18 protein-coding genes and 1 pseudogene are annotated in these 19,625 nt (G+C 73.8%); 6 read left to right on the forward strand and 13 right to left on the reverse strand.

Annotation, left to right across the window (positions count from 1 at the left end; all coding sequences use genetic code 11):
- Nucleotides 1-2: 2 nt before the first annotated feature.
- The 4 genes and pseudogenes from H4F90_RS01125 to H4F90_RS01135 all read left to right on the forward strand — a co-directional run bounded on the left by H4F90_RS01125 (nt 3) and on the right by H4F90_RS01135 (nt 4,864).
- Nucleotides 3-1,841, forward strand: a complete 1,839-nt coding sequence (locus H4F90_RS01125) for a TonB-dependent receptor plug domain-containing protein (protein WP_182660659.1) — start codon at nt 3-5, stop codon at nt 1,839-1,841.
- A pseudogene (locus H4F90_RS15830) lies at nt 1,816-2,865 on the forward strand (FecCD family ABC transporter permease); the annotation flags it as partial. The gene H4F90_RS01125 and the pseudogene H4F90_RS15830, both read left to right, overlap by 26 nt.
- Complete coding sequence (locus tag H4F90_RS15835) at nt 2,848-3,777, forward strand: ABC transporter ATP-binding protein (protein ID WP_407926164.1); 930 nt, start codon at nt 2,848-2,850, stop codon at nt 3,775-3,777. The pseudogene H4F90_RS15830 and the gene H4F90_RS15835, both read left to right, overlap by 18 nt.
- Before the next feature lie 58 nt (nt 3,778-3,835).
- Nucleotides 3,836-4,864 carry a cobalamin-binding protein gene (locus H4F90_RS01135; protein WP_182660663.1) on the forward strand — a complete coding sequence of 343 codons (1,029 nt, stop codon included), beginning with the start codon at nt 3,836-3,838 and terminating at the stop codon, nt 4,862-4,864.
- A gap of 13 nt (nt 4,865-4,877) precedes the next feature.
- Here the strand turns inward: H4F90_RS01135 and H4F90_RS01140 are convergent, their stop codons facing one another.
- From H4F90_RS01140 to H4F90_RS01150, 3 genes are read right to left on the reverse strand one after another with little or no spacing between them, the layout of a single operon-like run.
- Nucleotides 4,878-8,027 (reverse strand): efflux RND transporter permease subunit, encoded by a 3,150-nt coding sequence (locus tag H4F90_RS01140; protein WP_182660665.1) that lies wholly within the window; start codon nt 8,025-8,027, stop codon nt 4,878-4,880.
- On the reverse strand, nt 8,024-9,157 hold the full coding sequence (locus tag H4F90_RS01145; RefSeq protein ID WP_182660666.1) for an efflux RND transporter periplasmic adaptor subunit: 1,134 nt from the start codon (nt 9,155-9,157) through the stop codon (nt 8,024-8,026). Before H4F90_RS01145 ends, H4F90_RS01140 begins: the two co-directional genes overlap by 4 nt.
- Nucleotides 9,158-9,206: 49 nt before the next feature.
- The gene (locus tag H4F90_RS01150; protein ID WP_182660668.1) at nt 9,207-10,634 is read right to left on the reverse strand and encodes an efflux transporter outer membrane subunit; all 1,428 of its coding nucleotides are present in this window, start codon (nt 10,632-10,634) and stop codon (nt 9,207-9,209) included.
- 62 nt (nt 10,635-10,696) lie between these two features.
- Between H4F90_RS01150 and H4F90_RS01155 the strand changes: the two genes are divergently transcribed.
- Nucleotides 10,697-11,338 carry a TetR/AcrR family transcriptional regulator gene (locus H4F90_RS01155; protein ID WP_182660670.1) on the forward strand — a complete coding sequence of 214 codons (642 nt, stop codon included), beginning with the start codon at nt 10,697-10,699 and terminating at the stop codon, nt 11,336-11,338.
- An 18-nt stretch (nt 11,339-11,356) separates the two neighbouring features.
- On the opposite strand, the gene H4F90_RS01160 is transcribed toward H4F90_RS01155, so the two are convergent.
- The gene (locus tag H4F90_RS01160; RefSeq protein ID WP_182660672.1) at nt 11,357-12,022 is read right to left on the reverse strand and encodes a hypothetical protein; all 666 of its coding nucleotides are present in this window, start codon (nt 12,020-12,022) and stop codon (nt 11,357-11,359) included.
- 190 nt (nt 12,023-12,212) lie between these two features.
- Between H4F90_RS01160 and H4F90_RS01165 the strand changes: the two genes are divergently transcribed.
- Nucleotides 12,213-13,199 carry an alpha/beta hydrolase gene (locus tag H4F90_RS01165; RefSeq protein WP_182660674.1) on the forward strand — a complete coding sequence of 329 codons (987 nt, stop codon included), beginning with the start codon at nt 12,213-12,215 and terminating at the stop codon, nt 13,197-13,199.
- Between the two features lie 24 nt (nt 13,200-13,223).
- Here the strand turns inward: H4F90_RS01165 and fliR are convergent, their stop codons facing one another.
- From fliR to fliJ, 9 genes are all read right to left on the reverse strand, one after another.
- Nucleotides 13,224-13,985 (reverse strand): flagellar biosynthetic protein FliR, encoded by a 762-nt coding sequence (gene fliR, locus H4F90_RS01170; RefSeq protein WP_182660676.1) that lies wholly within the window; start codon nt 13,983-13,985, stop codon nt 13,224-13,226.
- Between the two features lie 10 nt (nt 13,986-13,995).
- Nucleotides 13,996-14,265, reverse strand: coding sequence for a flagellar biosynthesis protein FliQ (gene fliQ, locus H4F90_RS01175; RefSeq protein WP_182660678.1), 270 nt, complete (start codon nt 14,263-14,265; stop codon nt 13,996-13,998).
- 16 nt (nt 14,266-14,281) lie between these two features.
- Complete coding sequence (fliP, locus tag H4F90_RS01180) at nt 14,282-15,037, reverse strand: flagellar type III secretion system pore protein FliP (RefSeq protein ID WP_182662939.1); 756 nt, start codon at nt 15,035-15,037, stop codon at nt 14,282-14,284.
- Between the two features lie 29 nt (nt 15,038-15,066).
- Nucleotides 15,067-15,402 carry a flagellar biosynthetic protein FliO gene (locus tag H4F90_RS01185; RefSeq protein ID WP_182660680.1) on the reverse strand — a complete coding sequence of 112 codons (336 nt, stop codon included), beginning with the start codon at nt 15,400-15,402 and terminating at the stop codon, nt 15,067-15,069.
- A gap of 21 nt (nt 15,403-15,423) precedes the next feature.
- Nucleotides 15,424-15,867, reverse strand: a complete 444-nt coding sequence (fliN, locus tag H4F90_RS01190; protein WP_182660682.1) for a flagellar motor switch protein FliN — start codon at nt 15,865-15,867, stop codon at nt 15,424-15,426.
- Entirely contained in the window at nt 15,860-16,861 is a 1,002-nt protein-coding gene (gene fliM, locus H4F90_RS01195) for a flagellar motor switch protein FliM (protein ID WP_182660684.1), read from the reverse strand. Before fliM ends, fliN begins: the two co-directional genes overlap by 8 nt.
- Nucleotides 16,862-16,904: 43 nt before the next feature.
- On the reverse strand, nt 16,905-17,510 hold the full coding sequence (locus tag H4F90_RS01200) for a flagellar basal body-associated FliL family protein (RefSeq protein WP_182660686.1): 606 nt from the start codon (nt 17,508-17,510) through the stop codon (nt 16,905-16,907).
- Nucleotides 17,511-17,681: 171 nt separating this feature from the next.
- On the reverse strand, nt 17,682-19,124 hold the full coding sequence (locus H4F90_RS01205; RefSeq protein WP_182660688.1) for a flagellar hook-length control protein FliK: 1,443 nt from the start codon (nt 19,122-19,124) through the stop codon (nt 17,682-17,684).
- A 21-nt stretch (nt 19,125-19,145) separates the two neighbouring features.
- Nucleotides 19,146-19,619, reverse strand: coding sequence for a flagellar export protein FliJ (gene fliJ, locus H4F90_RS01210; RefSeq protein ID WP_182660690.1), 474 nt, complete (start codon nt 19,617-19,619; stop codon nt 19,146-19,148).
- Nucleotides 19,620-19,625: the final 6 nt, after the last annotated feature.

Genomic DNA, 19,625 nt, shown 5'->3' on the forward strand with positions numbered 1-19,625 from the left:
CCATGTCTTTGTCCAAGGCTCCGGCCCCCCGGGCGGCCGCAGGCGCCCTCGCCCTGCTCGTCCCGACCTTCGCGCTCGCCCAGGGCGCCACCCCGCTCGAACCCGTCGTCGTCAGTGCCAGCGGCTTCGAACAGCGCATCACCGAGGCGCTGCCCCACACCACCGTGCTCGGCGAAGCCGAGATCCGCGCCAGCGGCCAGACCGACCTGCCCGGCCTGCTGCGCGGCCTGGCCGGCTTCGAGGTCGCCCAGAATGGCGGCCACGGCGCGGTCAGCACCGTCTTCCTGCGCGGCGCCGCGCGCAACCAGTCGCTGCTGCTCGTCGACGGCGTGCGCGTCGGCTCGCTGACCGTGGGCAGCGCGGCCATCGAGCAGATCCCGCTCGACCAGATCGAGCGGGTCGAGATCGTCCGCGGCAATGTCTCGGCCCTCTATGGCGCGAATGCCGTCGGCGGCGTGATCCAGGTCTTCACCAAGCAGGGCCGCCCCGGCACCCAGCCTTATGCGCTGGTCGAAGTTGGCAGCCAGGCCAGCCGGCGCGTGTCGGCCGGCGTCGGCGGCAGCCTGGGCGAGGGCGGGGCCACCCGCTACAGCCTCGGCCTCTCGCACTTCCGCACCGAGGGCGAAACCGCCATCGACCCGCGCCAGGCCCCGGGCGTGAATCCCGACCGGGACGGCTACCGCAACGTCGGCCTGAATGCCAGCCTCAGCCACCAGCTCGATGCCCGCCATCGCCTGGCCGCCCGCCTGCTGCTGCAGGACGGCCGGGTGCAGTACGACAGCGCCTTCGCCCCCACCGACCGGGTCAACCTGCTCGACACCGCGCTGCGCAACCTCGCGCTCGACTGGGATGCACGCTTCACGCCCGGCTGGCGCGCCAAGCTGAGCCTGGCCGCCTTCGAGGAGCAGTCTCACGATGTGAGCCGCGGCGTGGCCGAGACCCGCTTCGACACCGAGGGTCACCAGATCGAATGGCGCCACGAGATCGACCTCGGCCCCGGCCAGGCCGCCGTCTCCTTCGGCACCGCGCGCCAGAAGGTCAGGAGCACCACCGGCTACACCGCCCAGCGCCGCGACACCGACCACCTGGCCCTGGCCTACCAGGCCAGCTTCGGGCCTGGCCAGCTGCAGGCCGCGCTGCGCCACGACGACCACTCCGACGTCGGCAGCGCGACCACCGGCCTGCTGGCCACCGGCTGGCAGCTGGACGAGACCTTCAAGCTGATCGGCAGCGTGTCCAATGCCTTCAACGTGCCGACCTTCAACCAGCTCTACTTCCCCGGCTTCAGCAACCCGGACCTCAAGCCCGAGAAGGCGCGCAGCGTCGAGCTCGGCCTGCAGGCCGCGGCCGGGGCCAGCCTGGGCCGGCTCGCGCTCTTCCGCACTCGCTACCGCGACCTGATCGCCGGTTTCCCCGCGACCAACATCGCGCGGGCCGAGGTCGAGGGCCTGGAGTTCAGCGGCAGCACCGAATGGGCGGGCTGGCGCCTGCGCGCCAGCGCCACCTTCCAGCGCCCCGAGGACGACCAGGGCGAGACCCTGATCCGCCGCGCCCGCCACTTCGGCAGCGTCGAGATCGGCCGCAACACCACGCAGTGGCGCGTCAACGGCCAGCTCGTCCATGGCGGCAGCCGCAGCGACCTGGACTTCGGCAGCTTCCCCGCGGCCCGCGTCACCCTGGAACGCCACACCCTGCTCAACCTGAGCGGCGCCTGGAAGCTGGCCCCGGCCCTGTGGCTGACCGGCCGCGTGCTGAATGCGACGGACGAGCGCTACCAGACCGTGCTGAGCTACCCCTCGGCCGGTCGCGAGCTGCATGTCGGCCTTGAGTGGCGCCCCTGAGCCGGCGCGCCGGCGGTCCGGCCGCGTCCAGGCTGCCGGCCTGGCGCTGGCCGGCCTCGTCGGCCTGAGCCTGCTGCTGGGCCTGTCCTGCGGCAGCGCCGGCTGCGAGGCCGACGCCCTGCCGCAGGCCCTGGGCTGGGTCGGCGAGGGCCCGGAGGCCGCGCTGACCCAGGCCATCGTCGAACGCCTGCGCCTGCCGCGCGTGCTGGCCGGCTTCGCGGTCGGCGGCCTGCTGGCCCTGGCCGGCGCGCTGATGCAGCTGCTGCTGCGCAATCCGCTGGCCGATCCCTATGTGCTGGGCGTGTCAGGCGGCGCCTCGCTCGGCGCGGTCCTGGCCCTGGGCTACGGCCTGGGCGGCCTGGCCCTGGGCGTGTCGGCCTGGGGCGGGGCGGCGCTCTCCCTGCTGCTCCTGCTGCTGATCGGCCGCCAGGGCCTGCGCGGCCTGGGCCTGGGCGAGGCGGCCGAGGCGCCCTCGCGCCTGCTGCTCAGCGGCGTGCTGCTGGCCGCCGGCTGGCAGGCCCTGATCACCCTCAGCCTCGCGCTGGCGCCCGAGGCGCGGCTGCGCGGCATGCTGTTCTGGCTGATCGGCGAACTCTCCGGCGCCGAGCCCTGGGCGCCCGCCCTGGCCGTGCTGGCCCTGGCGACCGCCGCGGCCACCGCGCTCGGTGCGCCGCTCAAGGTCATGCTGCTGGGCGATGCCCGCGCGCAGTCGCTGGGCGTGCCGGTTCTCAGGCTGCGGCTGGCGCTCTGCCTGCTCGGTGCGGCCTGCACGGCGGTGGCGGTGACGACGGCCGGCGCGCTCGGCTTCGTCGGCCTGCTGGTGCCGCATGGCCTGCGCCTGCTGCTGGGCGCCGACCCCCGCCGCCTGCTGCCCGCCTGTGCCCTGGCTGGCGGCAGCGTCGTCGTGCTGGCCGACACCCTGGCGCGCAGCCTGCTGGCGCCCGCCCAATTGCCGGTCGGCGCGCTGCTGTCGCTGCTGGGCGTGCCGCTCTTCCTGCTGCTGCTGATGCGTGGCGAGGGCCGGCCGTCGGGCGAGGCTCCTGCGGGCGAGCCGGCCCTGCCCGCGGTGGAGGCCGTGGACCCCGGGCCCGCCGGCAGGGGGCATCTCGCGCACAGCGCTTTCGAAGCCGTTGAAGTCGTTGAAGCCGCTGAATCCGTCGACGCCGCCCCCAGCCCCCGCCTGCTGGCCCGCGCGCTCGACCTCGGCCACCCCGGCCGGCCGCTGCTGCGCGGCCTGGACCTGGCCCTGCACCCCGGCGAGCGCTGGGCCCTGCTCGGCCCCAACGGCGCCGGCAAGACCACCCTGCTGCAGGCCCTGGCCGGCCTGCGTCCGCCGCAGGCCGGTCGGCTTGAACTGGCCGGCCGGCCGCTGGCCGACTGGCCGCTGCGCGAGGCCGCCTGCCTGCGCGGCCTGCTGCCGCAGCAGCCCCTGGTGCCGGCTGGCCTGCGGGTTGACGAAGCGGTGCTGCTCGGCCGCCATCCGCACCGCGACGCGGCCGTGCGCGACACCCCTGCGGACTGGGCCGCCACGGCCGCTGCGCTGCAGCGCCTGGGCCTGGCGGCGCTGGCCGGGCGGCGCCTCGACGAGCTCTCGGGCGGCGAGCGCCAGCGCGTGGCGCTGGCCGGTCTGCTGGCGCAGGATCCGCTGCTCTGGCTGCTGGACGAGCCGCTGGCCGCGCTCGACCTGCCCCAGCAGCAGCGCCTGCTGGACCTGCTGCGCGAGCGCGCCGACGCCGGCCGCAGCCTGATGGCCAGCTTCCACGACCCCAGCCAGGCCGCCCGCTGGGCCAGCCATGCCCTGCTGCTGGCGCCCGATGGCCGCTGGCAGGCCGGCCCGGCCGAGGAGGTGCTGCGGGCCGAGACCCTGTCGGCCCTCTACGGCCATCCCCTGCACCTGCTGGCCACGCCGCAGGGGCCGGTCTTCGTGCCGGCGTGAGAGGCGGCATGCCGCGCCCCGCTGCCCCCGTCCCCTGCGGCCCGCGGGCCGCCCGGCGATGAAGCCCGGTTCTGATCCCGCCGCGCGCCGCCGCCTGCTGGGTGGCGTGGCGGCCCTGGCCGGCCTGGCCTGGGCCGGTGCCGGACGGGCCGCCGCACCGGGTCCTGCGCCCGGTGTTGCACCGGCGGCCGGAGCGGGTGCGCGTGCGCGGGAGGAAACGGCGTCCGGCGGGGGCGTCGCCGCCGCGGCCGCCCCCGCCGGCCCGGTCGAGGTGATCGACGACCGCGGCCTGCGCCTGCGCCTGCCGCGGCCGGCGCGGCGCATCGTCAGCATCGCGCCGCATCTGGCCGAGCTGGCTTTCGCGGCCGGGGCCGGCGAGCGCCTGGTCGGCGTCAGCGCCTACAGCGAGCATCCGGCCGCGGCCCGCCGCCTGCCGCGCATCGGCGACAGCAACGGCCTGGACCTGGAACGCATCCTGGCCCTGCAGCCCGACCTGGTCCTGGCCTGGGACGGCGGCACGCCCGAGCGCCAGCTCGCCCGCCTCGATGCGCTGGGCCTGCCGGTCTTCCACGACCATCCGCGCCGCCTGGCCGACATCGCCCACAGCATCGAGCGCATCGGCCGCCTGGCCGGCTGCGCCCCGCAGGCCGAGGCGGCCGGGGCCGCCCTGCGCGCCCGGCTGGCCGCGCTGCGCGCGGCGGCGGCGGGCAAGCCGCCGGTGCGGGTCTTCTTCCAGGTCTGGCACCAGCCGCTGCTGACGGTCAGCGGCCGGCACCTGATCGACGAATTGATCGGCCTGTGCGGCGGCGTCAATGTCTTCGCCGGCCTGCGCCCGGTGGTGCCCCAGCTGGGCCTGGAGGCCGTGTTGCGCGAAGACCCCGAGCTGATGATCGCGACCGCCGAGCCCGGCCTGCCCGATCCGCTGGCGCCCTGGCGCGCCTGGCCCGGCCTGCGGGCCGTCGCCCGGGGCCAGCTGCTGCGCCTGGACGGTGGCGAGCTGGGCCAGCCGACGCCGCGCATGCTCGACACCGTCGGGCCGATCTGCGCGGCGATGGACGCGGTGCGCGCCCGCCGCGCCGGCCCCTGAGGCCCGGCCCCGCTCAGCGCCCGGCCGGCGCCGGTGTGGCAGCGGGCCGCACCCGGAAGCAGGCCGCGTAGAGCGCCGGCACCACGATCAGGCTCAGCGCCGTGGCCACCACCAGGCCGCCCATGATCGCGATCGCCATCGGCCCCCAGAACACGCTGCGGCTCAGCGGGATCATGGCCAGGATGGCGGCGGCGGCGGTCAGCACCACCGGCCGCGCGCGCCGCACGCTGGCATCGACCACGGCGGTCCAGCGGGCCGCGCCGGCCGCGATGTCGTGGTCGATCTGGTCGACCAGGATCACGGCATTGCGCATGATCATGCCGCCCAGCGCGATCACGCCCAGCAGCGCAACGAAGCCGAAGGGCGCCTGGAAGGCCAGCAGCGCCGGCACCACGCCGATCAGGCCCAGCGGCGCGGTGAGGAAGACGATGCCGACCCGCAGGAAGCTCTGCAGCTGCACCATCAGCACGCCCAGGGTGACCAGGAACATCAGCGGGAAGACGGCGAAGAGCGCGCGGTTGGACTTGTCGCTCTCCTCGCTCGCGCCGCCGATCTCCAGGCGGTAGCCGGCCGGCAGCCGCTGCACCAGCGGCTGCAGCGTGGGCCAGACGGCCGCGGTGGCCGAGGGGGCCTGCACGCCGTCGACCACGTCGGCGCGCACGGTCAGCACGGGCTCGCGGTTGCGGGTCCAGATCACCGGCTCCTCGAAGCCCGGCGTGATCGTCGCCAGTTCCGACAGCGGCAGGGCGCGGCCGTCGCGGCCGAAGAGCTGCACGTCGCCCAGCCGCTCGATCGCACTGCGCTCGTCGGGGCTGGCGCGCACCAGCACCTCGACCAGGTCCTCGCCGCTGCGGATCGCGGTGGCCGGTGCGCCCGAGAGCACGGCCTGCAGCACGCCGGCCACGTCGGCGCTGGCCAGGCCGTGTTCGCGCAGGCGGGCCGCATCGGGCTGCACCTGCACGCTGCGGACCTGCTCGTTCCAGTCGAGCTGCACATCGCGCAGCAGCGGGCTGGCGCGCATCTGGTCGCGGACCTCGGCGGCGATGCGGCGCAGGGTGTCGGGCTCGGGGCCGATCACGCGGAACTGCACCGGAAAGCCGACCGGCGGGCCGAACTCCAGCCGCAGCACCCGGCCGCGCAGCTCGGGGAAGGCCTCGTCGGCATCGAGCAGGGCGCGCAGGCGGCCGCGCACGGCCTCGCGCTCGGCCAGGCCGGCGGTCTGGATGACGAACTGGGCATAGCCCGGGTTGGGCAGCTCGGGCGCGAGCGAGAGGAAGAAGCGCGGCGAGCCCGCGCCGACGTAGGCGGTGTAGCCCTGGATCTGCGGGTCGGCGGCCAGCACCGTCTCCATGCGTTTCACCGCGGCTTCGGTGGCGGCGAAGCTGCTGCCCTCGCGCAGTCGCAGCTCGACCAGCAGCTCGGGCCGCGAGGCGGTCGGGAAGAACTGCTGCTGCACCCGGCCCATGCCGGCCGCGGCCAGCACGAAGGCCAGCAGCGTGCCCAGCAGCACCTTGCCGCGATGCGCGACCGCCCGCTCGACGACGCGGCGCAGCGCGCGGTAGACCGGCTTGTCGTGCGGGTCGGCCCCGGCATGGCCGCTGCCGATGCGGCGCGGCAGCAGCTTCACGCCCAGGTAGGGCGTGAAGACCACGGCGACGAACCAGCTGGCGATCAGCGCCAGGCCCACCACCCAGAAGATGCCGCCCGCGTACTCGCCCGAGATCGAGCGTGCGAAGCCCACCGGCATGAAGCCGGCCACGGTCACCAGGGTGCCGGTCAGCATGGGGAAGGCGGTCGAGGTCCAGGCGAAGCTGGCGGCGCGCACGCGGTCCCAGCCTTCCTCGATCTTCACCACCATCATCTCGACGGCGATGATCGCGTCGTCGACCAGCAGGCCCAGGGCGATGATCAGCGCGCCGAGCGAGATGCGGTCCAGCGCCCAGCCCAGGGCGTGCATGACGATGGCCACCAGGCCCAGCACCAGCGGCACCGAGGCCGCGACCACGATGCCGGTGCGCCAGCCGAGGAAGACGAAGCTGACCGCCAGCACGATGGCCAGGGCTTCGAGGAAGGCGCGTTCGAACTCCCACACCGAGGCGTCGACGACCTGGGGCTGGTCGGCGTACTTCTCCAGCGTCACGCCGGCCGGCAGCTCGCGCTGCAGCGTCGCCAGCCGTGCATCGAGCGCGTGGCCGAGCGCGAGGATGTTGCCCTCGCGGACCATGGTCACGCCGATCGCCAGCACCGGCTCGCCCTGGCGGCGGATGCTGAAGCTGGCCGGGTCCTCGGTGCCGCGGCGCACCGTGGCCAGGGCATCGAGCCGCAGGGTGCGCGGGCCCTCGGGGCCGCGCACCTCGATGGGCAGGGCGGCCACGTCGGCGGCGTCGCGCAGCGCGCCGCCGACGCGCACGAAGACGCGGTCCGGCCCCTGCTCGGCCGCGCCGGCCGGGGCCAGCGCGTTCTGCCGCGCCAGCGCGTCCAGGATGGGCTGCGGCGTCAGGCCCAGCGCGGCGAGCTTGCGGGTCGAGAACTCGACGAAGACCTTCTCCGCCTGCCGGCCCAGGATGTCGATCTTGGCCACGCCGGGCACCGCGCGCAGGCTGCGCTTGAGCTCCTCGGCCAGGCGGCCCTGCTCGGGCAGGGTCAGCTCGGGCGCGCGCAGGGCCACCAGCATTGCGTAGACGTCGGTGTATTCGTCGTTGTAGAAGGGGCCGCGCACGCCCTCGGGAAACTCGTGGCGCACATCGCCGATCTTCTTGCGCGCCTGGTACCAGGCGGCTTCCAGCTCGGCCTTGGGCGTGCCGCCGTCCATCCACAGCGTCATGCCGCCGAAGCCCTGGCGCGCGAAGCTCTGGATGCGGTCGACGCCACCGATCTCCTGCAGCTCGCGCTCCATGCGGTTGAGCACCTGGCCGCGCAGGGTCTCGGCGCTGGCGCCCGGCCAGGCGACGACCAGGGTCATGGCCGGGACATTGAAGTTCGGATCCTCCAGCCGGCCCAGGCGCTGGAAGCTGAACACGCCGGCGATCAGCGTCGCCAGGATCATGAAGAGCACGAGGGCCGGATGGGCCACGGCCCAGGCCGAGAGGTTGAAGCGCTCGGCCGGGGCGGGGCCGGCGGCGGGCCGCGGCGCACCGGGCGGGGTCTGCGGGCCCGCGCTCACGGCCGGCTCCTCGGGGCCACGGCGAGGCCGGCGTCGAGCTTCTGCGCGCCGACGCTGACGATGCGCTCGCCCGGCTGCAAGCCGCGCACGCGCAGGGTCTCGCCCTCATGCGCCAGCACCTCGACCGGCCGGGCTTGCAGCCGGGCGCCCGCCGGCGCCGAGGCCGAGGCGGCGGTCTCGACCACCTGCCAGACCTTGGCCTCCGCGCCGTTCTTCAGCAGCGCGCTGACGGGGATGCGCACGCTGCCCGCCTCGGCCGCCGTGCCCCGGCGCGTCAGCAGCAGCTCGACGCTGCGGCCCAGGCCCAGCTCGGGGCGCCGGGCGGCTTCGCGGGCCGGCAGGGCGTAGCGCACGCGCAGGGTGCGCCCCTGGGCCGAGGCGATGGGCGCCTGCTCGCGCAAGGTCAGCGGCAGCGGCGCCTGGCCGCCGGCCAGCAGCCGGGCCTGCCAGGCGGCGGGGCCGCCGGGCAGCGATTCGGGCAGGTCGGCCTGCAGCTCGGGCGTCCCTTCCCGGGCCAGGCCCAGCACCGGCTGGCCCGCGCCCACGACCTGACCCGCTTCGGCCCGCACCGCCGTGATCACGCCGTCGAAGGGGGCCAGCAAGCGGCTGTGGCCCAGGCGCTGCTGCTCAAGCTGCAAGGCCTGCTGCGCCCGGGCCGTCTGGGCCCGGGCCGCTTCGGCGCGGCTGCGCTGGCGTTCGGCATCGGCCTGGCCGATCGCGCCGTCGCGGGCCAGGCCGGCGAAGCGGGTCGCATCCTCCTCGGCCTGGCCCTGGTCCACCTGGGCCGCGCGCAGCTGCGCCTCGGCCGCCTGCACCGCACGCTGCAGGTCGACCGGATCCTGCTCGGCCAGCAACTGGCCGGCCCGCACGCGCTGGCCGAGCTCCACGGCCCGCAGCCGGATCGCCCCGCCCTGGCGGAAGCCCAGATCACTTTCCACACGCGGCCGCAGGATGGCGCTGAACTGCCGGATTTCGCTGTCGCCGGCGGCCTGCACGGAGCTCACGAAGACAGGCTGGGGCCGGCTGGGGGGCGGGGCTTCGGCGCTGCAGGCCGCCAGCAGCAGGCTGGCGAGGGCCGGCAGGCTGCACAGGGTGCGGCCGCGCGGGTGCGGGAGGGAGTCGACGGGCATGGGGGCTCCGGGTCGGCGGGCGTGGGGGAAGGAGGGGCTTCGGCCGGGGTCAGCGCGTGGCCTGCGGTGGCAGGGACCAGCCGCCGCCCAGGGCCAGCATCAGTTGCACGGTGGTCTGGGCCTCGCGATGGCGGGCCGCGCTCAGCGCGAGCTCCGCGGCCAGCACGCCGCGCTCGGCCTCCAGCAGCGGCAGGCGACCGGTCTGGCCGGCCTGCCACAGGGCCTGGGCATGGCCGCGCTGGGCCTGTCGGCTGGCCAGGGTGGCTTCGGCCAGGTCGCGCTGCTGCCCGTCCTGCCCGCGGGCGACCAGGGCGGTCTCGACCTCTTCGAGGGCACGCAGCACGGCGGCCTGCAGGGCGTGCTCGGCCTCGGCCTCGCGGGCCCCGGCCCGCTCGATGCCTGCCCGGGTGCGTCCGCCGTCGAAGACCGGCAGGCGGAAGGCCAGGGCGGCGCTGCTGAAGCGCACGGGGGCGAGGGCCGCACCGTTGAGCGTCAGGTCCTGGCCGCCGAACAGCGCGCTCAGGAAGAGCCGCGGCCAGCGCTGGGCTTCGGCCTCGGCACGGCGTGCGCCAGCGGCACGCCATTGGCGCTCGGCCGCCTGCACATCGGGCCGTCGCCGCAGCAGTTCGGACGGCAGGCCGGGCCCGGGCCGGGGCCGTTCCAGCTGCTGGCGGCCCGCCCCGGCCAGCTCGGGCAGGGCTTCGCTCGGGGAACGGCCGCTGAGCACGGCCAGCCGGGCTTCGCTCGCAGCGATCAGCGTGCGCAGCGGCGGGCGCTGCGTGTCGAGGGCCAGGCGCTCGTCCTCGGCGCGGCGCAGGGCCAGCGCGCTGCCTTCGCCTGCGGCGAGGCGCCGCGCCTGCAGCCCCTCGGCCTCGCGCAGGCGCTCGTGCAGGGCGTCCAGCAGGGCCAGCTGCTCGCGTGCGCCACGCCACAGCAGGTAGTGGCGGGCGGTTTCGCCCGCCACCAGCAGCCGTGCACCGTCCACGCCGAGGGCGGCGGCCTGCGCATCGAGCTCGGCCGCCTGCACGGCCGCACGCACGCCCCCGAAGAGGTCCAGCTCCCAGCTGCTGTCCAGCCCCAGGCGCAGGGCACGCACATCGGGCTGCCCACGCTTGACGGCCTCCGGCAGGCCGCTGCGCTGGTCGGACACCGTGCCCTGGGCATCGACCGTCGGCCCCTGCCGGCTGGCCTGGGCCGCCCAGCCCGCCTGGGCCTGGCGCACACGGGCCAGGGCGGCGCGCACGTCGAGGTTGTCCCCGAGGGCGCGCTCGACCAGTGCCGTCAGGGCGGGGTCTCCCCAATCGCGCCACCACGGGCCTTCGGCCCGGAAGGGCTCCCCCTCGGCATGGCGGAAGGCCCCCTCCGGGACGGCCAGACCGCCAGGTGTCGGCGCCGGGCCGGCGCAGCCGGCCAGGATCAGGCCCAGGGCCAGCAGGGCGCGCGGTCCGCGGGCGCGGAAGGGGTGGGGCAACTTCATGGATGACCTAACTTGACTTGCTGGTACAGTAATCTATCCATGATTTACTATACGGTCAAGTAATGGAATCAGCGTCGCCTCCGCCGGTCAAGCGTGGTCGTCCGCGCGATCCGGAGCGGCTGCGCCGCGTGCTCGAGGCCGCAGCGGAACACTTCCAGCGCGAAGGCTTCGCCGGCACCAGCATGGACGCGGTGGCCGCCCGCTCGGGCGTGTCCAAGATGACCATCTACACCTACTTCCCGAGCAAGGAGCACTTGTTCGAAGCCTGCGTCGCGGCGCGCATTGACGAGGTCTTTGCCTTCGACCGCCTGCCGCCGACGGATCTGCACGACCCGGCCCGGCTGCTGCGCCACCTGGGCCGCAGCTTCCTGAGCCTGATGCGCGACCCCGGCGTGATCGGCATGCACCGCGCCCTGTACGCGACGGCCGGCCAGCATCCCGGGGCCTGCGCGAGCTTCTTCGGCCAGGGCCCGCGCCGCCTGACCGACCAGCTTGCCGACGCCCTGCGCACCCTGCACGCGGCCGGCAGCCTGCGGGTGCCGGACCCGGCCCGCGCGGCCGACCAGTTCTATGCGCTCTTCCTCGGCCGCGACCATTGCGCCGCGATGCTCGGCCTGCCGCTGCCGGATGCCGCCGCGGATGCGGCCACCGTCGAGGCCAATGTGGCCCTGTTCCTGCGCGCACACGCACCGGCCGCGGGCTGAGCCCGGGCCGGGCCGGACTCAGTTGTAGCCCTCGGTCCAGCGGCTGGGCTGGAAGCGGATGCGCGGAATCGCCGGCGTGCCGGGGCTGCTCAGGGCCTCGTCCAGCTCCAGCACGATGTCGCCGTCCTGGGGCGAGGGCCGCTCGATCGGGAACGTCAGCGTCAGCACATGCGGCCGGTCGCGGGCCTCGAGCAGGAGTTCCCCGGACAGCGGTCGGTCGGCGTAGCGACCGCCCCGCTCGACCGGCTCGCCCGCTTCATTCCACTGGCCCCAGACGCTGGCGGCCTGGGCGGCGACCGTCTGCCCGCCGACGCTCAGCCGGGCCCGCGCGGGGCGCAGCAGGAAGGACCGTCCGCCCTGCGGCCACACCGACAGCGTGAGCTGCGTGAGTCCGGGCTGCGCCGGCTGCAGCGGGACCGCTCGCGGGTCGATGCCCAGGGGCAGCACCCCGGCATAGACCTGTGTGTCATGCGTGCGCACCGCATTGTTCAGGTTCACCCGCAGCCGCAGGCCCGGCAGCACGAGTTCGCGCCGAAGTCGGGCCTCGTCGGCTGTTACATTCACGCCCGCCGCAGGCGGCATGGCTCCGATGTAGGGCAGGCTTTCCCAGCCGCCGCGGTAGCCGGCACAGGCACTCAGCAGGGCCAGGGAGGCCGCGAGGGTGATCGGGGTGCGCAGGGCCATGGGGTTTCCAGGGAGCTTCATGGGCGACGCGGACCCGCAGCGGCGCACTGGGCCGCCTTGTCGCGCCGCTGGAGGAGACGCTCGGGCATGCTGGTTGCAAGCATTCTGTCAGACGTCATGCCGGGGAATCCAAGCCAGAGCGGGCAGCCGATCCGCAGCTTCGTGGGGTCAGGTTTTGTCCGAGGTGTTCATGAGCTTGTCGTTCTTCCGCATCCTGCTGCTCGCATGCGCCGGGCTGCTCCATCTGCCGGTCGAGGCCCAGGTGTCCTGCACCGGGAAAAGTCTCGGGCTGGCGCCCGGGAAATCGGTCTACAAGGATATTGCCTACGACGGCGATGTCCGCACGAAGTTTGATCTGTATTACCCTGCGGCCGTTCGGGCAAACTATCCGCTGGTGGTTCTCTACCATGAAGGTGCATTTCTCTACGGCGACAAGAGCGGCTATGCATCGACGGCCCTCGATTACCAGGCGTGGGGGGTGGCGGTTGCGGTCGTGAATTACCGGTATGCCAATGCCGGAACCAAGAATCCGAATCTGGAAGCGGATCCCGAGAAGGGCGTCCTGCGCAGCCTGCGCGATGGACAGCGCGCCCTGCAGTTCATCCGTTGCCATGCCGCGGCCTTGAAGATCCAGCCGGCCAACATCGTGCTTCAGGGCCGATCGGCCGGCGCCAGCATGGCCTTGTGGATCGGCCTGCAGTCCGAGCAGGCCCAGCCCAAAAGCGCCGATCCGGTCGCGCGTCAATCCACCCGGGTGCGCGGCATCGTCGCCTCGGTGCCGCAGGCCAGTCTCGATGGTTCGGTGTGGGAGAAGCTGGTCTTCAAGGCCTACCCCTATTTCTCGCTTGACCACATGGCGGATTTCGGGGCGATTCTCTACGACTTGCGCCGTTTCGATCGCTACAAGTTCTACAACGATGCCCGGATCATCAGTTACCGCAAGCGGGTGAATTACCTGGACCAGTTGTCAGCCGATGACCCCGAGCTTTGGGTGGATTCCGACGAGGCGGTCGGTCCGCCGAGCCCGCACCATCCCTACCACGTGCTGGAACTGAAGAAGCGGGCGGACGCGGTACGCGTCAAGGGCTCGTATGCCACCCCCAAGGCGCCGGAGCTGAAGCTGCAGGCCAAGGAGACGGTCAAGGCCTTCGTGGCCCGCAAGTTCCAGGGGCGCTGAGCACGGGACGGGCGGCGGCCGCGCTCAGCGGAACACGGCCAGCGCCTTCTCCAGCGCCATCGTGAAGGGCGCTTCCATCAGCGGCAAGGTCAGGGCCATGCCGATCAGGCCCACCCCCAGGGTGATCGGGAAGCCGATCGCGAAGATGTTGAGCTGCTGCGCGACCCGCGCCACCACGCCCAGGGCCAGGTTGACGAAGAGCAGCATGCCCAGGATGGGCAGCGCGATCCACAGGCCCAGGCGGAAGATCTCCGCGCCCCAGGCCTGCGGCTGAAGCTGCTGCAGCACGGCCAGCGGCGAGCCGGTGGCCGGGAAGAGCTGGAAGCTGTCGATCACCGCCGCGCTCAGCATCAGGTGGCCGTGCACGGTGATGAAGATCCAGGCCGCCAGCGTGCCGTAGAAGCGGCTGACGGCGGTGGACTGGCTGCCGCTCATCGGGTCGAAGAAGGCCGCGAAGTTCAGGCCCATCTGCAGGCCGACCAGCTCGCCCGCGTACTCCAGCGCGGCGAAGACGATGCGCGCGGCCAGGCCGATCGTCACGCCGACCAGCACGTTCTGCACCACGGCCTGCACGGCCGCCGCGCTGTCGAGCGGAATCGTCGCGCTGGCGGGCAGCGTGGCCTGCGCGGCCAGGGCCACCAGGAAGGCCAGGCCGATCTTCAGCCGCATCGGCACGGCCTTCACCCCGATCACCGGCGCGCTGGCGAAGAGCGCCAGCATGCGCAGGAAGGGCCACAGCAGCGGGCCGATCCAGGCGGCGAGCTGGGCCTCGCTGATCGAGATCAAGGCCTGGGCCTCAGCCGACCACGCCGGGGATGGCCTGCAGCATGCGCTGCAGGTACTCGACCAGGCTGTTCAGCATCCACGGCCCGGCCAGGGCCAGCACCGCACAGGCCGCGACCAGCTTGGGCACGAAGGAGAGCGTGGCCTCGTGCAGCTGCGTGGCCGCCTGCACGATGCTGATGACCAGGCCCACGGCCAGCACGGTCAGCAGCAGCGGTGCGGCCAGGGTCAGCAGCAGCATCAGGCCTTGCTGGCCGAAGGTGATGACTTGTTGGGGGTCCATGGCCCGGGCTCGCGGTTCAGGGGGCGAAGGAGGCGGCCAGCGAACCCAGCAGCAGGTTCCAGCCGTCGGCCAGCACGAAGAGCATCAGCTTGAAGGGCAGGGCCACCATCACGGGGCTCAGCATCATCATGCCCAGGCTCATCAGCACGCTGGCCACGATCATGTCGATGACCAGGAAGGGGATGAAGATCAGGAAGCCGATCTGGAAGGCGCTCTTCAGTTCGCTGGTCACGAAGGCGGGCACCAGCACGCGCATCGGCGCGTCCTCGGGTTTCACGTCCTCGGGCAGCTTGGCCAGGCGCTCGAACAGGGCCAGGTCGCTCTGCCGGGTCTGCTTGAGCATGAAGGCGCGCAGCGGTGCCTGGCCCTTGTCCAGCGCCTGCTCGAAGCTGATCTGTTGCGCCGCATAGGGCTGCCAGGCCTCGCTGTAGACCTTGTCGAGGGTCGGGCCCATCACGAACAGGGTCAGGAACAGGCTCAGGCCGATCAGCACCTGGTTGGGCGGCGCCGAGGGCGTGCCGAGGGCCTGGCGCAGCAGGCTGAGCACGATGACGATGCGGGTGAAGCCCGTCATCATCAGCAGCAGGGCCGGCAGGAAGCCGAGCGCGGTGAAGAACAGCAGGGTCTGCACCGGCACCGAGTAGCTGCTGCCACCGGCCGACTGGCCGATGAGCAGGGGCAGGCCGGGCCCGGCCGGCGTGCCCTGGGCGGTGGCCAGGCCGGCCAGGCCAGCCAGCAGCAGGCCGACCGCCACCCTGCGCCGTGCGCGCATTCGATTCAGCGGCATGGGCGCTCCGGTTCTCAGCGATGCGGGTGCAGACGAATGACCGGGGCGGCCGGCGCGGGCGGCGGGGCCACCGATTCCGCCGGCGGACGGTTCAGCGTGTGCAGGGTCTGCATGCCCTGGGGGGTCACGCCGACGATCAGCCAGCGGCGTTCCTCGCCCTGGCCGACTTCCAGCGTCAGCACCTGCTGTTGCGGACCCACCGGCAGGCGGCTGATCAGCCGGGCCGGCACCGGCCAGCTGCGTGCGGCGCCCGCCCCCAGCTGCGCGCCCAGCGGCGAGCGCTTGAGCAGCCACAGCAGCAGCGGGATGGCAAGCACCGTCAGGGCAAAGCCGAACAGTGCGGAAGGCATCGAGGACAGGTCCATAGCGTTTCAACCGCGGCTCAGGCGGCGCATGCGTTCGCTCGGCGTGACGATGTCGGTCAGCCGGATGCCGAACTTGTCGTTGACGACGACCACCTCGCCCTGGGCGATCAGGTAGCCGTTGACCAACACATCCATCGGCTCGCCGGCCAGGGCATCGAGCTCGACCACCGAGCCCTGGGCCAGCTGCAGGATGTGCTTGATCGGGATCCGCGTGCGCCCCAGCTCCACGGTGAGCTGCACCGGGATGTCGAGGATCATGTTGATGTCGTGGCCCGCCGCCGCGGCGCCCGGGGGCGTGAAGCTGGCGAAGGGCGCAGGCGCCACCGTCTCGGCCTGCATCAGCTCCTGCGGGGTTTCCGGCCGGGCCGGGGCCTGCTGCTCCAGCGCGGCGGCCCACTCGGCGGCCATCGCGTCCTGTTCGGCGTCGGTGTCGGGGGTGGCATCAGCCATGGGCGTCTCCAAGCCAGCTCAGGGCCTGGCCGGTCATGAGTTGATCGATCTTCAGCGCGTACTTGCCGCGGCTCGTGCCGTAGCTGCCCTGGAAGACGGGCACGCCGTCCACCTTGGCCTCGATGTGCGGACCGAGGTCCAGCTCGATGAAGTCGCCGGGCTTCATCGCCAGCAACTGCTCCACGGTGGCCGGGGCCTGGGCCAGCTCCACCACCAGCTCGACCTCGGCGGCCTGGATCTCGTGCGTCAGCAGCTTGACCCAGCGACGATCGTGCTCGGAGCTGTCGCCCTGCACGGTCGAGTAGAGCGTGTCGCGGATCGGCTCCAGCGTCGCGTAGGGGATGCAGAAATGGATCATGCCGGTCGTCTCGCCCACCTCCAGCGTGAAGGAGGTCGAGACCACGATCTCGCTGGGCGCGGCCACGTTGGCGAACTGCGGCTGCATCTCCGAGCGCTGGTACTCCAGCTCGATCGGGTACACGCCCTGCCAGGCCTTGCGGTATTCGGTGGTGATCACCTCGACCAGGCGGGCGATCACGCGCTGCTCGGTGGGCGAGAAGTCGCGGCCCTCGATGCGTGCGTGGAACTTGCCGGCCCCGCCGAACAGCGCATCGATCACCGCGAAGACCAGGGTCGGGTCGCAGACGATGAGCCCGCTGCCGCGCAGCGGCCGCACGCTGACGATGTTGAAGTTCGTCGGCACGACGATCTCGCGCAGGAAGGCGCTGTACTTCTGCACCTTGATCGCGCCGACCGCCACCTCCGGCGTCCGCCGGATCATGTTGAACAGGCCGATGCGGATGTTGCGCGAGAAGCGTTCGTTGACGATCTCCATCGTCGGCATCCGGCCGCGGACGATGCGCTCCTGGCTCGCGATGTTGTAGTCGCGGATGCCGCCACTCTGCTCGGGCGTGGCGTCAAGCTTCTGGCTTTCGCCGGTGATGCCCTGAAGCAGCGCATCGACCTCGTCCTGCGACAGGATCTGCTGGTTCATCTCGGCTCTCTCGCGACAGGTTCGTCAGGCGGGCGGGGGACGGTCACTGGATGATGAAGCTGGAGAAGTGGACCTGCTCGACCGGCACATGCACCGGCGCCTTGCGCTTCTTGCGCTTCTTGGGCGCAGCTTCGGCGGCCGGCGCGTCCTCTTCGTCCTCGATCTCGATGCCCAGCGGCCGCACCGATTCGCGACGGATCTCGGCGGCCAGCTGCTCCTTGCCCTCGCGGCTCAGCAGCTCGGCGGCGGTCTTGTGGGCCAGGATCATGATCACGCCGTTGCGGATCGCCGGCATGTAGGCCTTCAGCTCCTCGGCCACCTTCGGGTCGTCCACCTGCAGCGTGATGCCGATCTGGGCGTAGCGCTCGCTCTCGCGGTCGGCCAGGTTCACGACGAAGGGGTCCAGCGGCAGGAAGGTCGGCGGCGCGCCATGCTCGGCCTTCTTCTCGTGCTTGACCGGTGCGGCGTGCTCGACCGGCTCGCCGTATTCGTCGAGCTCGGGCTCGGCCTGGGGCTTGAGCAGGAAGAAGGCCGCGGCGCCGCCGCCCAGGGCCAGCACCAGCACCAGGCCGAGGATCAGGACCAGCTTCTTCTTGCCCTTCTTGGCGGGCGGAGAGGCCGCGTCGGCGGTGGCGGCGGCTGCGGACATCGGGGGCTCCTTGCGGGTCGGCTTGCGGTCCGCCGGCCCCTGCCGTCGGCAGGGCTGCGACGGCGGTCCGTCGTGAAGCCATTATTCGGAGCCGCCCCTGCGCACCAAGGGCCGATAAGGCGCGGGAAACCGCGGCTTTCCGCACGCCCGCGCCGCCCCGGCGCCGGGCATTCAGGCGTAGAGGTCGAGCCCGCCGGCCTGGCCCCTGCCACTGCCTGGCCAGGCGCGGGGCACGACCGCCGCGCGTCCGGCCTCCGGCGCCGCGACGCGTCGCCGCGGGCCCCCGGCCGCCTCGGGCGGCGGCGGGGGCTCGCGGCCGTCGAACACGCCGCCACCGCTCAGGGTGAGCCCGCCGGCCTGCAGGCCGGCGGCCAGGGCCGGCAGGCTGGCCTCCAGGGCCTGGCGGGTGGCTGCCTGCGTGGCATGGAAGTCGATCTGCGCCTGCTGGCCGTCGAGCACGATGCGCACGTCCACCGTGCCCAGGCCCTCGGGCAGCAGCTGCAGGCGGGCTTCCTGCACGCCCTGGTCGACGAAGGTCTGCATCTGCAGGGCCAGCGCCCGGCCGAAGTCGCTGGCCTCGGTCGGCATGCGCAGCGGCAGGGCCACCGCCGCCTCGGCCGCCGGGGGCAGGGCCCCGGGGCCGGCCGTGGCGGGCGCGGCCAGGCCCGGGGGGGTGGATGGCTCGGCCGGCCGGGCCCCGGCCGGACCGGGCTGCGGGTCGCGATCCCGTTCCGCAGGGGCAGCGGCCGCGAGACCGTCCGGGCCCTCGCGCGTCGCCGGCCGGGGGGGGCTGTCCCGGCCCTCGGTCCCGGCCGGAGCCAGGGCCTCCAGGGCGCCCGGCAGGGTCCTGGCGGCCTCGGGTTTCAGGGCATGGGCCGGGTCCGGGCCCGCTGCGGCATCCGCCGGGGCCGGCGGCCCGGGCTCGGCCCCGGCCTGCGCGGTTCCGCCGGCCGTGCGGGCGGGCATCGCGTCGACAGCCTCCACGGCACGGGCCTGCAGCCCTTCGGCCGCGGCCGGCTGGCCGGCGGGCGGCCGGCCAGGCTCGGCTTGCGGCGGCGGCATGCCCGCGGCCGCTTCGGCCGCGTCACGGGCTGCGCCTGGCTGGCGGGCCGGCGCCGGGGCCTCGCCGGCGGGCGCTTCGGGGGCTTGCGCGGGGGATGCGGCCGGCCGGCCGGACCGGAGGGCGGGCGCCCGCGTCGCGCTCGGGGGCTCGGGTCGGGGGGCGGGCGCAGCCGTCTCTCCGGCCCGCGGCTGCGGCGCGGCCGCCGCGCGTTCGCGGCCGGCGGCCTCGGGCGGCGCGGCGCCGGTTGCCGGCTCGGCCGCGGCCGGGGGCGGGCCGAGCCGGGCGGCCTGCTGGCGGGCCTCGAGCCGGCGGCTGTCGAGCGAGCGGGTCTCGATCTGCCGGGCCTCGGCCTGGCGATCTTCGCGTTGGCGATCCTCCTGCAGGGCCTCGCCCTGGCGCAGCCGGGCCTGGGCCTCGGCGCCATCGTCGCGGGCCTGCCGGAGCCAGTGGCCGAAGCCGGGCCCGCTTGCGGCCGAGGGCTCAGGTTCTGAGCCTCCCGCGCCACGGCCTGCGGCGGGGCGGGCCAGGGGGGTGCTGGCAATCGATGTCATGACGGCTTCGCGCAGGCGTTCTCAGTGCAGGCCGGGCGCGGCGCCTTCGCCATGCAGGCGATTCCATGCGCTGCGGCTCGCGAACTCGTCGCTCTGCTTCTGTTCGCGGCGCCGCTGGATCTCGGCGGCTTGCTGCGCGCGGCGCGCCAGCAGCTTGTCGACCGAGGCCAGCCGCAGCTCGACCCCGACCAGCAGCGCGCGGCTGCGCTCGCAGCGCTTGCGGGCCTGTTCGATCGCGCCCTGCTGCTGCAGCAGGGCCTCGTCGACCCGGCCGATGAAGTGGTGCAGATGGCGCAGCTGGTCGGGCGAGGTGGCCTGGCCCTCGGCGGCGCCGAAGCGCTGCAGCGTCTCGCCACGGAAGCCGTCGAGCTGCTCGGACTGGCGCATCACGCCCTGCAGCTGCTGCTCGGCGCGGCGCAGCTGGGCCAGGGCCTGGTCGCGCTCCTCGCGCAGCCGGGCGGCCAGGGTGTCGAGGGCATCGTTAGGGGTCGGCATGGCGGC

The organism is Aquariibacter albus, from assembly GCF_014145335.1.
GTDB classification, from domain to species: Bacteria; Pseudomonadota; Gammaproteobacteria; order Burkholderiales; family Burkholderiaceae_C; genus Aquariibacter; species Aquariibacter albus.